The organism is Rhodococcus sp. FH8, assembly GCF_019266085.1.
Classification (GTDB): domain Bacteria; phylum Actinomycetota; class Actinomycetes; order Mycobacteriales; family Mycobacteriaceae; genus Rhodococcus_F; species Rhodococcus_F qingshengii.
Genome location: NZ_LPNQ01000077.1, coordinates 41385 through 54127, shown reverse-complemented (window position 1 = coordinate 54127; position 12743 = coordinate 41385). Strand labels below are relative to the sequence as shown.

At 61.8% G+C, this 12743-nt stretch carries 11 protein-coding genes; 5 read left to right on the top strand and 6 right to left on the bottom strand.

The annotated features are described in order from the left end of the window. Window position 1: 1 nt before the first annotated feature. Both ATN38_RS21955 and ATN38_RS21950 read right to left on the bottom strand, forming a co-directional pair. The gene (locus ATN38_RS21955) at window positions 2-1555 is read right to left on the bottom strand and encodes a succinic semialdehyde dehydrogenase (protein ID WP_003943578.1); all 1554 of its coding nucleotides are present in this window, start codon (window positions 1553-1555) and stop codon (window positions 2-4) included. A 78-nt stretch (window positions 1556-1633) separates the two neighbouring features. Continuing rightward, window positions 1634-2950: an MFS transporter gene (locus tag ATN38_RS21950; RefSeq protein WP_030536659.1), complete on the bottom strand. Its 1317-nt coding sequence runs from the start codon at window positions 2948-2950 to the stop codon at window positions 1634-1636. 71 nt (window positions 2951-3021) lie between these two features. Between ATN38_RS21950 and ATN38_RS21945 the strand changes: the two genes are divergently transcribed. Both ATN38_RS21945 and ATN38_RS21940 read left to right on the top strand, forming a co-directional pair. After that, window positions 3022-3993 carry a GlxA family transcriptional regulator gene (locus ATN38_RS21945; RefSeq protein WP_073512951.1) on the top strand — a complete coding sequence of 324 codons (972 nt, stop codon included), beginning with the start codon at window positions 3022-3024 and terminating at the stop codon, window positions 3991-3993. A gap of 30 nt (window positions 3994-4023) precedes the next feature. After that, window positions 4024-4401, top strand: a complete 378-nt coding sequence (locus ATN38_RS21940; RefSeq protein WP_003943558.1) for a DUF5313 family protein — start codon at window positions 4024-4026, stop codon at window positions 4399-4401. A gap of 7 nt (window positions 4402-4408) precedes the next feature. On the opposite strand, the gene ATN38_RS21935 is transcribed toward ATN38_RS21940, so the two are convergent. Beyond that, window positions 4409-6136 carry an oleate hydratase gene (locus ATN38_RS21935; RefSeq protein WP_073512952.1) on the bottom strand — a complete coding sequence of 576 codons (1728 nt, stop codon included), beginning with the start codon at window positions 6134-6136 and terminating at the stop codon, window positions 4409-4411. 46 nt (window positions 6137-6182) lie between these two features. Then, the gene (locus tag ATN38_RS21930) at window positions 6183-7061 is read right to left on the bottom strand and encodes a TetR family transcriptional regulator (protein ID WP_244993210.1); all 879 of its coding nucleotides are present in this window, start codon (window positions 7059-7061) and stop codon (window positions 6183-6185) included. 163 nt (window positions 7062-7224) lie between these two features. Here ATN38_RS21930 and ATN38_RS21925 point away from each other — a divergent pair, with 163 nt between their 5' ends. The 3 genes from ATN38_RS21925 to ATN38_RS21915 all read left to right on the top strand — a co-directional run bounded on the left by ATN38_RS21925 (window position 7225) and on the right by ATN38_RS21915 (window position 11651). After that, a complete protein-coding gene (locus tag ATN38_RS21925; protein WP_003943547.1) occupies window positions 7225-8178 on the top strand; it encodes a cyclase family protein in 954 nt (317 codons plus the stop codon). Further along, on the top strand, window positions 8175-9824 hold the full coding sequence (locus tag ATN38_RS21920; protein ID WP_218748652.1) for a class I adenylate-forming enzyme family protein: 1650 nt from the start codon (window positions 8175-8177) through the stop codon (window positions 9822-9824). The genes ATN38_RS21925 and ATN38_RS21920 overlap by 4 nt, the downstream gene beginning before the upstream one ends. A 378-nt stretch (window positions 9825-10202) precedes the next feature. Further along, a complete protein-coding gene (locus tag ATN38_RS21915) occupies window positions 10203-11651 on the top strand; it encodes a histidine-type phosphatase (protein WP_218748651.1) in 1449 nt (482 codons plus the stop codon). On the opposite strand, the gene ATN38_RS21910 is transcribed toward ATN38_RS21915, so the two are convergent. Together ATN38_RS21910 and ATN38_RS21905 are read right to left on the bottom strand one after the other, a co-directional pair. Next, the gene (locus ATN38_RS21910) at window positions 11597-11980 is read right to left on the bottom strand and encodes a helix-turn-helix domain-containing protein (RefSeq protein ID WP_218748650.1); all 384 of its coding nucleotides are present in this window, start codon (window positions 11978-11980) and stop codon (window positions 11597-11599) included. The two genes, ATN38_RS21915 and ATN38_RS21910, sit on opposite strands and share 55 nt — an antisense overlap. Before the next feature lie 152 nt (window positions 11981-12132). Beyond that, entirely contained in the window at window positions 12133-12591 is a 459-nt protein-coding gene (locus tag ATN38_RS21905; RefSeq protein ID WP_003943607.1) for a hypothetical protein, read from the bottom strand. Window positions 12592-12743: the final 152 nt, after the last annotated feature.

The following is a 12743-nucleotide window of genomic DNA, read 5'->3' as shown; positions in this document are numbered from 1 at the left end:
GTTACCGGCCCGGAACCCAGGACATGATCTTGATGGCGTGAGGCATGAGCTTTGCCCACACCTTGGCCGGAAGTCCGCGCGGTCCACCGAGATTCATGACGCGAGTGGTGGCAACGGTCTGCGGTTCGGTGTACTTGATCAGCCCCTCGGCGCCGTGACGACGACCGACGCCCGAGACACCCATACCGCCCATCGGTGCTGCGGTGCTGCCCCAGGTCGGTGCGTAACCCTCGTCGACGTTGACGGTGCCGGCGTGGATGCGCGCTGCGATGGCTTCACCGGCAGCCTTGCTTCCCGCCCACACACTGGCGTTGAGGCCGTACTCGGTGTCGTTGGCCGCAGCGATGGCCTCTTCGACGTCCTTGACGGGGTAAATCGAGACGAGCGGCCCGAAGGTCTCGTCGCGGTAGCACTCGGCGTCTTCGGGAACCCCGGTGAGCAGGGTGGGCTCGTAGAACAGCGGTCCGATGTCCGGCCGAGCCTTGCCACCGGCAATGACGGTGGCGCCCTTGACCACTGCGTCATCGACATGAGCGGAGATTGCCTTGACCTGCGCCTCGGAGACGAGGCTGCCCATCTCGATTCCGAATTCGTATCCGGCGGCGAGGTTCATCTTCTTGACGCGGTCACCGAACATGCGGATGAACTCGGGTGCGATGGACTCTTCGACGTAGATGCGCTCGATGGAGATGCACAGCTGACCGGAGTTGGAGAAGCACGCACGCACAGCGGCGTCGGTGACCTCGCGCAGGTCTGCGCCGGCGGCAACGATCATCGGGTTCTTGCCACCGAGTTCGGCGGAGAAGCCGATCAGTCGACGGCCGGCCTGCTCGGCGAGGAGCTGACCGGTCGCGGTGGAACCGGTGAACATGAGGTAATCGGTGTTCTCGACCAGGGCGGTGCCGACGACGGAGCCCGGCCCGGGAACCACGGCGAAGAGGTCGCGAGGCAGACCCGCCTTGTAGAGCAGTTCGACGCAGGCGAGCGCGCAGTACGGTGTCTGGCTGTCCGGCTTGAGGACAACGGCGTTACCGGCGAGCAGCGCGGCGATGGCGTCGGACACGGCCAGCGTCATCGGGTAGTTCCACGGCGAGATGACGCCGACGACACCCTTGGGCTGGTAGCGGACGACGGTCTTCGTCAGGCCCGGGAGCATGCCGGAGACGCGACGCGGACGCAGCAGCTTCGGAGCCACACGTGCGTAGTGCCGCGACGTCATCGAGATGTCGAGGACTTCTTCCTGAGCTGCGGTACGCGACTTTCCGGTCTCGGCCTGAGCCATGTCCATGAGGGCGTCGCGGTTCTCGAGGATGAGATCGCGGTAGCGGTGGAAGACGGCGGCGCGATCGAGGACGGAGCGCTTGGCCCATTCCTTCTGGGCGACGCGGGCACGGGCGATGGCCGCAAGTGCGTCGTCGGCGGTGCCGACGGGGATGGTCGCCAGCTCCTTGCCGGTGAACACCTCGGTGATGGACTTCGTCGGGCGATCGGCAACATTGTCGATGGCGATCAGATCGGCGAGCCGCGAGAAGGTCGCAGCGGACGGAGCTGGCATTTCAGTACCCCTACTGGTGAGTAGTTCTTGGAGTTACACACAACTTACCCCGTCGGTGGTACCGATCACAGTGCCGAATCAGACAGAGTCAACCAATACTGCCTCTTTCGGACGTTTTGCGATCAACAACGACATGACTGCAGCGATCGCGCAGAGCGCGCCGGCCACCAAGAAGGCAGCGTCGTACGAGCCGATCTGATCACGAACGAGACCGGCCAAGAAGGCCACCAGACCCGCACCGATCTGGTGCGATGCCAGCACCCAACCGAACACGATGGGGGCGTCGGCGCCGAAGTGTTGACGGCACAGCGCGACGGTCGGCGGAACCGTCGCCACCCAATCGAGCCCGTAGAAGATGACAAACGCGATCATCGGTGGATTCACAGTGTTGGCGAGCAATAACGGCAGAAAGAGCAGCGAGATTCCGCGGAACAGGTAGTAGATGCCGAGAAGTTTTCGCGAGTCCATCCGGTCGGTGAACCAACCCGAAGCAATGGTGCCGACCATGTCGAGGATTCCGATCAACGCCAACAGGGACGCGGCAGTCGTGATCGGCATTCCGTGGTCGTGCGACGCCGGGACGAAGTGCGTGCCGATCAGGCCGTTGGTGCTCGCGCCGCAGATCGCAAAGGTACCGGCGAGAAGCCAGAACACCTTGGTCTTCGACGCCATCACCAGCACCGAGATCGCCCGGCCTCCGGCACCGCCGCGCTGGTAGACAGGCTTGGCTGGTGGGGCGTAATCGGCGGGCGCGCCGTAAGGCGTCGTACCCACGTCTGACGGATAGTTACGCAGGAACAGCAGAACGAACGGCACAACGGCCAGTGCGGCAAACGAAACTGTGAAGGCGACGCTCTTCCAGTCGTACGTTTCGGCGATCTTCGCCAGGACCGGGAGGAACACCAGCTGACCGGCAGCACCACCGGCCGTCAGGATGCCGGTCACGAGACCACGCTTCTCGACGAACCAGCGATCGACGACGGTGGCGACAAACGCCAGCGCCATCGAACCGGTACCGAGACCGACGAAGACACCCCACAGCAGAATGAGCTGCCAACTCGAGGTCATGAAGATGGTGAGACCACTGCCGAGCGAGATGAGCGCCAACGCCGAGGTGACGACCGCCCGGATACCGAACCTCTCCATCAAGGCAGCAGCGAACGGCGAGGTCAACCCGTACAGAATCAGGTTGACCGAGACGGCCGCCGAGATGCTGGCGCGCGACCACCCGAAATCTTCGTGCAGCGGATCGATCAGCACCGATGGGGCAGCGCGGAAGCTCGCCGCACCGACCAACGCCAGGAACGCCACGATCGCGACGGACCAGGCGCGGTGAAAGCGCGGCGGGCTCACCTGCTGTTGGCCTGATTCGGGGAGAGCGGTCTCAGAAGTCACATAGAGAATTCTGCAGTTCGGATTCGATCGAGAACAGTGGCCAGATTGCCAATATATGAAAGAATCAAGCCATGTCTGGTCCGCATCGCGTCGTCGTACTGGCTCTGAATGGAGTCATCCCCTTCGAACTCGGCATCCCGGCGCGCATCTTCGGACGTGCCCTCGACGTCGAGGATCGGCCGCTGTACGAGATCCTGACGTGCACCGTCGACGGCAATCCCGTGCAGACCGACGCAGACTTCAGCATCTCGGTCGACCACGGGAGCGAGTTGCTCGCCACCGCCGACACCGTCGTCATCCCCGCGTCGTACGAGTTGGGTCCGGCCTACGAAGACGGTTACCTCTCCCCCGAGTTGGCCGCAGCTTTCCAACACATCCGGCCGGGCACTCGGCTGGTCTCGATCTGCACCGGGTCGTACATCCTCGCCGCGGCGGGTTTGCTCGACGGACTCCGCGCCACGACGCACTGGCGTAACACCGACCATTTCCAGCGTGTCTATCCCAAGGTGAACGTGGATCCGGACGTGCTGTTCGTCGACGAAGGCCACATCCTGACCTCGGCCGGGGTGGCGTCGGGAGTCGACCTCTGCCTGCATATCGTCAGGCGTGACCACGGTATGGAAGTGGCGAACACCGTCGCGAGGCGTTGCGTCGTACCGCCGTGGCGCGACGGTGGCCAAGCTCAGTACATCCGACGCCCCCTGGCCGACAAGCCTTCGGAATCGACTGCCGACGCTCGGCACTGGGCCCTCGAACATCTCGACGACCCGATCACCCTGGCGGACCTGGCGACGCGCGCCAACATGAGCGTCCGCACGTTCAGCCGTCGATTCCGCGACGAAGTCGGAACCACACCGAACCGCTGGTTGACCAGCAGACGTGTCGATCGGGCGCGGGAACTACTGGAGGAATCCGATCTGTCGATCGATGCGATTGCTACTCGAACCGGCTTCGGGACTGCGACATCCATGCGTCAACACATGAACGAGGCGCTCGGCGTTTCACCGAGCGCCTACCGACGCACGTTCAAGGCACCGGTGTAAGCGGCAGTACCAGGCACTATCCTGGATGCCATGGCCGAACAGACTCGCCCGAACTTTCCTCAGTACTGCGGATACCTCCTGGGGAAGACGCTCCCCGACCGGTATCAGGACTGGGTACGGAACGATCTGGTCGGCCCGGGCGCCCAGGCCCGCTACATCATCCGCTTCACCGTGCCGGCGACGCTGATCCTTCTGCTGTTCCTCTTGATCCCGGGACCGATCTGGATTCCCTTGGCCATGATGGCCTTGTTGCTCATCCCGCTCGCGTACTTCGTCGTGGCGCTCGGGACGATCTACCGCCGTCACCGCCTGCTGAGCCACGGACTCGATCCCGAACTGCTCGACGAGAAGGCCCAGCGCCGTGCCGATCGCACTCGCGAGGACTACGAGAAGCGGCACGGTCGCTGAGCACCCCTCAGCGGAACATCGTCACTGCGGCCTTGGCGAGGACCTTCGGATCCTTCTCGTAGTGATGCATCTTGGTGAGCTTGTCTTCTGGAATCCCCAGGAACTTGTAGACGGCTACCTGAGCGCAGCGCACCGAGTACTGCTCGGTGAACACCATGTCGAACGGCAGCTCCGCGAACTGACTGATGAACGCCAGGTTCTTGGAGTGCTTCGGCACCACCAGCGGCCGGTCGCCGACGGCGCGCCGATTGAACAGCGCACTGGCGTAAGGCATATGGCTGGGAATCGAATTCACGACGCTGTCCATAATCTCTTGTCGACGCGCGGCGAGCGCACCGCTCTCGTCGAGCGCCTCGAGGTGTCCGAGCGTCTCTTCCAGCATTTCCCGCCCGGTCATCTCGATGAACGGCTTCTTCACGTAGTCGCCGTCCTTGCGCGGGAACAGACAGTAACCCCAGAAGACTCCTTCGTTCTCCTTCTGCGCGTGGTAGTGCGGCTGATGGTGGACCACGATCGAGAGAAGCACGTTCGAGTCCACGAATGTGTTGAGCGCATTTCCGGGGAGCTGCTTGGTGATTCGGGAAATCTCGTTGATGAGCTCGTGTGACGAAGTGGTGACGGTGAAGCTGGTCCACTCACTCTGCGCCCGGTCCCCGAAGAACTTGTCGGGATTCCCGAGATCGTAGAAATGCTCGGTGGCCTGCTTCCACAGCAGCGCACTCGGTGCGTATCTCATGTCTTCGACGATCGGGGTATCCAGATCGCCGATCGAAGAACTGTCGGTGATGCTGCCGTTGGTGTCGAAGACGAAATCGCCCTCCGCCACGTCGATTCGGCCCTTCTCACCGGTGCGGACGTTTTCGTAATCGAGTCCCGTCACGATGATCTCGTCTCGTAGCGGGGTGTCCTTGAACACGAACTCCGTGATCTTCAGTTCGTTGACGAACTTCACGCCCTTGCCTTCGAGGAAGGCCCGCATCGGCAAGATGATGCTCTCGTACTGGTTGTACGGGGATCTGGTGACACCGGCAAGAGTTTGAATGCGACTGAACTCGAGAATCATTCGGTTCATGTACCGGCGCAGCTCCATCGCCGAACTCACCCGCTTGAAAGCAAATGTGGTCTCCCACATGTACCAGAAGTTGGTGGTGAAGAAGTGCGGAGTGTCCTCGAACCACTGCTCGATACTGATGTCGTCGAGTTTTGCCTCGTCCGACTCCGGCATCGTCATCAGCTTCGTCAACAAGTACCGATCCTTGTTGTCGAATTGCATGTGCTTGTAGTCGTTTTCACCCTTGTTGCGAATGCCGTCGCGATCGATCAATCGTGCGACGTCGTGCGTTGGATGCGCGTGGTCGAAATCGAGAATGTCATCCGTCACCGATTTTCCCGGGTTGTCCAGCGACGGAACCACACTCAGCACGTCCCAGAGGTTCTCATAGGTCTCCTCGTTGAGCATGCGACCGCCACGATTGATGAAGCCCGCGTCGTTGCCCAGCTCGCGATGACCGTACTGGTGCTGGAAGGTAGCGGCAGATTCGCCGTCGTTCGCTCCATGCATGTCCAGCCCCATGATGGTGATGTCCTCACCGCTCCACTCACCGTCTCGAATCAAATAGACGGCAGCCGAGAGGTTTCCGATGCCGGCACCGATCATGTAGGCCTTGTGAGACAGCTTGGAAGACATTGGGTTTCGTTCCTTACTCGAGTCGCGGTACGGATACCTTCCAAGCATGGACCCCTTTGCCCGCTGGCGCATCACCCGAACCGGATGACGTCCGTCACGGTCGCTGAAGGCGCACCAGATCCAGTGCAAAACGCGCGTAGTCGCGTGCAATTTCCTCGGGCGTTTGTGGTCCGCTCGGCCGATACCATTGCGCGACAGAGACACACATCACGACTATTGCACGCGCGGCCTGTCGCGGCCGATCCGTCCCGAACACACCGGCAGCGATTCCGTCGTCGACCTGCTTCGTCATCAACCATTGCTGGTAGTTGCGTGATTCCGTGATGCGCAATCTGTTCTCGGCTGTGAGACTGCGCATTTCGCTGGCACCGAGAAATCCTTGATCACGCCGATAGATATGGAACAAGGTCACACATTCGACGAGGAAAGCCAGCCTTTCGGAGGGACTTTCGCCCTCGTCGATTGCCGCCAACGATCTCGTGTTGAGTTCATCCATGGTGAGGTCGAGAATTTCGGCCAACATCTGTTGCTTGCTGGAATAGTGGTGATACAGACCCGGAACACTCATCTGCGCACGTTTGGCGATCTCACGCATCGCAGCGCCGTGATATCCGGTCTTCACCATCTCCGCGAGCGCTGCAGCCAACACCGGATCGAACGAACTCGGACCGAACCTTCGCCACTCGTTCGGGCGAAAATGTGCGTCCGGGTCGGCGTCGTCGCCTCCCCATCGCGGCTGTTCCGGCGGACGCACTATCGCAGCCGGGAGCAGAGCGTCGAAACGCACTCCGAGAATCCCGCCGATTGCCGCCAACCGGTCGACGCTGACTCTGGTCTTTCCGGTCTCGACAGCGCTGAGGGTAGCCGGGCTGACATCGAGACGCCTGGCCAATTCACGCAGCGAGAGCCCGCTGTGACGCCGCGCTTGCCGGATCGACGCTCCGATCAGGACGGCATTCTCGAATTCGGTCACAGTGTTCAGTATTCCCGAACATTGGATTTCCAACAATGCGATGACCACGGCAATCGGTGAACCTGTTGACTACTGATTATCGGCCTGAACATGATGTGGATCACAAAGACCCAGGTCCGCCCGAGCGATCGTTCGGTGTCGGTAGCGAGAGGATCGAATCACCATGACCGAGGCGCCATATCTTGGAGAACTCCTGCGCGACGCACCCAGCAACTGGGGCAAGTGGGGAGAGTCCGACGAGGTCGGTTCACTGAACTACCTCGACGCCGGACAGGTGCTTCGTGGCGTCGGAACCATCAAGCAGGGTTCCGTGTTCACACTCCAACGTCTTATCGGCGATCCCAAGGGTGATCCGGTCTGGCCGGGCCGGAGCCCCGCCGAGCGCACACAGATCTTCGACGAGAGCAGCTGGGACGGCGACGACGCCCCCAACTTCCCCGGCGGCCTGCATTACGCGGACGACAAGATCGACGCGTTCCTGCAGGGCTCGACGCAGTACGACGCACTCGGCCATGTCTGGTACGACGGCGCCCTGTGGAACGGATACTCCGCTGATACCACTGTCGGCGGCCTGGAGAAGGCCAGCGTCGAACCGATTGCCGACCGCGGCGTCGTCGGACGCGCAGTACTTCTCGACATGGCGAAGTTCCGCGGCAAGGAAAACCTCGACAAGGCCGAAACCTTCACGCACCATGATCTTTTGGCCTGTGCCGAAGCGCAGGGCGTCACCATCGAGAAGCGTGACATTCTCGTCATCCGCACCAACTTCCTCAAGCTGTTCTTCGACCAGGGCGAAGCCTTCTACGAGGGCTTCTGCGAGCCCGGCCTGATCTACAGCCCCGAACTCGTCCAGTGGTTCCAGGACATGGAGATTCCGAACCTCGTCACCGACACCATTGCCAACGAGGTCACCACCGACCCCGAAAACGGTGTGGCACTGGTTCTCCACAACGCATTGATGCGCAACCTCGGAGTGGTATTCACCGAGATCTGCGATCTGGAGAAGCTGGCCGCGGACTGCGCGTCCGACGGCCAGTACACGTTCTTGTACGTCGCCGCACCGCTCAAGGTTGCCAAGGCCAGCGGCTCTCCCGTGAATCCGGTTGCCATCAAATGACATACGAAGATCGCCCTTGGTTGGCGTTGTACCGCAACGACGTTCCCCCCGACATCGACGTCGAACAGCCCACAATGCTCGAAATGTTGGCAGCGGCGGTCCGCTCTGATCCGGACGCCACGGCTGTGAAGTACTTCGACGGTCAACTCAGTTTCGCTGAAGTGGATCAGCAGAGTGACGCCCTGGCCCGCGCACTACGAGCAGGTGGTCTGGCGAAGGGAGACCGTGTCGCTCTGTTCCTCCAGAACGTTCCGCAGTTCGTGCTTGCGCTCGCCGGAATCTGGAAAGCCGGCGGCGTCGCAGTCTCGATCAATCCCATGAGCCGTGAACGAGAACTGGGATACCAACTCGAAGATTCCGGAGCAGCGGTTCTGATCGCTCTCGAGGGGCTCTACGAGTCCGTCGGCCGCAATGTCGTCTCCGACTCGCCGGTCAGGCGAGTTATCACCACCTCGGAACTCGAGTACCAAAGTCGCAACGATCCGAGGATTTTCGACGGAATTGTCAAGAAGGATCTCGGTACCGACGATCTCGCGACGCTGATCGACGAACATCGTCTCGGCGATCCGATCACCACTGACGCTGCACCGGAAGACATTGCGGTACTGACGTATACGTCGGGAACCACAGGTCCGCCGAAGGGAGCGATGACCTCTCACGCGAATATGACCTTCAACGCCCAGGTGTACCGGGACTGGTTGGGGCTCACCCCGAAAGACACGGTTCTCGGAGTTGCACCGCTCTTCCACATCACGGGGTTGATCGGTCACATCGCGGTGTCCGTCCTGGCGAGAATGCCGCTGGTGCTTGCCTATCGCTTCCAGCCCGAGGTGATGCTCGACGCGATTCGTGAGCACCAACCGACATTCACAGTCGGCGCCATCACTGCTTTTACGGCACTGCTCAACACTCCGGGTTGCGCGCCGGAAGACTTCTCCTCCATGCGGTTGCTGTATTCCGGCGGCGCACCCATCTCGCCGACTGCCGCCGAGGCCGTCCGCGCCATGACCGGTGCTGCGCTGCACAACATCTACGGGCTGACCGAGACCACGTCGCCGACCCATGCCGTTCCCGTTGGTGCGGATACGCCGGTCGACCCCACATCCGGAGCACTGTCTGTCGGCGTTCCCGTACCCAACACCGTGGTCCGCATCGAAGACGAGGGCGGTGCGGTCCTGGCGATCGGAGAGATCGGCGAACTGGTCGTCCGAGGTCCACAGGTGGTGCGCGGTTACTGGAACAAGCCGGAGGAGAGTGCGTCGGCCATTCGCGACGGGTGGTTCCACACCGGCGACGTCGGTTTCATGGACGAAGCCGGCTGGTTCTACGTCGTCGACCGTAAGAAGGACATGATCATCGCGTCCGGCTACAAGGTGTGGCCACGCGAAGTCGAGGACGTTCTTGCCGAGCACCCCGCAGTCCGTGAGGCGGCAGTCGTCGGGATCGCCGACGAATACCGCGGTGAGACGGTGAAGGCGTTTGTCAGCCTCGTCGCGGGGGCGTCCGTCACCCCGGAAGATCTGATCGATCACTGCAAGCAGCGGATGGCGGCGTACAAGTACCCACGCTCCGTGGTGCTGGTGGAGGAACTGCCCAAGACCGTCACCGGCAAGATACTGCGACGGGAACTGCGCACGATCTCTTGATCGCGGGGCAGCGGGCGGACTTCGCGGTCCGCCTGCTGTCTGATCGCGCACAGTTTCCGGTCGACCGCGCCATTGGGGTAATGGAACAGTAATATGTGCTGAGTACCCACGGACAAACGGGAGACATCAGTGAGCAAGTTCGGACGTAAGAAGCAGCCCACGCCCAAGAGCTACCAGTGGCTGGCCATGACCCTCATCGCTTTGTCGCTCTCCGTGTCGATCGGGATTGCCGCCAAACCCTCCTGAGCTCTGCGAATCCGAAACTTGTAACCCCGCGTCCATCTCCACATGGGCAAATAGGTGCAATTCGGACGCTTAGCTGTTCTAACTTTCCTTCCGTCGTGTCACCTCGGCACCGACGGAGAGGATCAACTCACCATGCGAAGCTCACGCTTCGGCGTGCTGGCCGCTGCCGGCGCTGTCGGACTAGTGCTTGTCACCAGCAGCGTCCAGTCCATCGCCACGGCGTCACCGTTCGGTTCGCTCGACGCCGGTTCGAGCTCCGGTTCGACAGAGATACCAACCGTCAGCGACGGCGGCTTCACGTCCAAGACGCCCTACACTCCCGGCCAGCGCATCGCCGACTATCAGGCGCCGCCGACGGGATACTCCCCCGTGTACACGGAAAGTGTTGCGCGCCATGGTTCCAGAGCACTGTCGAGCCTGAAGTACGACGACCTGAGCCTGCAGCTGTGGGAAATCGCCGAAGCCGAGAACGCATTGACCCCCGTCGGCAAGGAATTCGGCCCGGCCCTCCGTGATCTCATGGCCGCCAACAAGAAGCTGGGGTACGGCAACCTCAGCGGACTCGGGATTACCGAACACAGACAGCTCGGCGCGCGGGTCACCGAACGCCTCCCCCAACTGTTCGACGCCATCGCAGCGCAGCAGGGCACCATCACCTTGACCTCGTCGGGTGTGGACCGTGCCGTGGACAGCGCCGAGAACTTCGCGCAAGGGCTGACCGGTGCGTTTCCAGCCGTCGCCGGCGATGTTGCGCCGGTGACCACGGATGCCGACCTTCTCTACTTCCACGACTCGGATGCAAACTCCGACTACAAGGACTACGAAGAGTCCGATCCTCGACTGAAAGCCGTCGACGACCAGATCGCCGATCTTCTCCGCACCCGCGAGGTCTCGCGGCACATAATGCTCAGGCTCTACTCGGAGGACTTCGTCAACCGCCTGAGCGCGGGCGAGTTCTCACTCGTCGACCGCGGCAAGGGTTCCAGCACGATCGACAACGAAGTCGACGCCGCGTACATGCTGTACAACACGTACATCATCACTCCGGGCATGGCCGGAGAAGGCAAGTGGAATTTCGAGCGGTTCATCGAACCTGCTGACGCGCAGTGGCTCGCATACACGAACGATGCCGAGGACTTCTACGCCAAGGGCCCGGGCTTCACCGGTGAGGACGTCACCTACCGGATGGCAATCGTCCTGCGCGACGAGTTCCTGCGCGGCCTGCAGAAACACACCGGCGACGACGCCGTCCCGGGAGCGGATTTCCGGTTTGCACACGCAGAAACGATCATCCCCTTCGCGGCACTCTTGAAACTGCCGGGAAGCACCGTCTCGCAGGCGGAGGGCGACCTCTACACCTATGCGAACAACCCCTGGCGCGGATCGCAGGTCAGCCCGATGGCTGCCAACGTGCAGTGGGACGTGTACGCCGGACCGGAGGGTAAGCGTCTGGTCCGAATGCTCTACAACGAGCGCGAGACAGCCTTTGCTGCCCCGTGCGCTCCGGTGAGCGCCGGAAGTTTCTTCTACACGCCGGACGAACTGGCCCGCTGCCTGCCGGAGATTTCACCGGCACCCTGAGATCCGGCAACTCGGGATCCAGCCAGCGGTCGACGAGGGCGCGACCATACCTGGTGCAATGCCAGCATGCGCGCCTTCTCGTCGTCTTCCATCAACAAGGCGTCGCAGATCCTCACGATGACCGGAGCCGAAACACCAACGGATGTACCCTGTTCCAGCCGCTGATAGTGATTGAAACTGATGTCGGCAATCTGCGCGACATCGCGCCGACTGAGGCCGTGCATTCGGCGAGCACCCTCGCAGCGCATGCCGACCTTTTCGGGCGCAAGACTGTTTCGTTTTTCGACGAGCATCTGGCTCATCAACTGACGCGCGCTCGACCCGTTCACGTCGCCACCTTTTCCATCCCTGAAATATGCTTTCACCTAACATGTTTCAGAATATGGGATGGGACGGACCCGGCGGTATCTCCGAGATGACAGATAATCACGCGATACCGCCAACCCTGTGCCCGTCCAGGCCGCGACGATGAGGCTCAGGATCAGGCTATGAACCTGCCGATCGTCGGATTCGACTGGCAGATGGGACTACTGCCCCAGTTGATCGAACCGAACGCCGTCGCAACGACATTGCCGACGCCGGTGTTCACCGTCGCGGACAGGTACGGATAAGTACCGACCAGGTCGACGATTCCGGACTTGCCCGTGTCGGTGTTGACCCACGCAACAGTCACCTGACCCGCCGCCGGGATGGGTGCAGCGGCCGGGAACGAATCGAAGCGAATGTCACCCTTGGCGATGGGCGGATTGGATTCTGGCCCGGACTGGCCGGTGAGCCCGGTCAACGAGGCCAGCGACCCCTGATTCGGACACCCGATAGTGACGGCGGCGCCGCCGAAAGGGTGGGGCGGATCAGCCGAGGCGACTCCGGCGAACATGACGCTCGCGGCAATCGGTAGTCCGATGGCCGCAAAAACCCCGGCCGTGCGTGTGACGCTCATAGCTGCTCCTCGGGTCGACAACACTTTCCGGATACCCCTGGTACAACGCCCGAAACGAAGGAAAGACGACTATTCACACCCCCTAGACAACGCGTGTTGTCAGAACTACAGTCGGTGGTGCAGCTCACACCTACCTCTGCCGCGCGCAGACC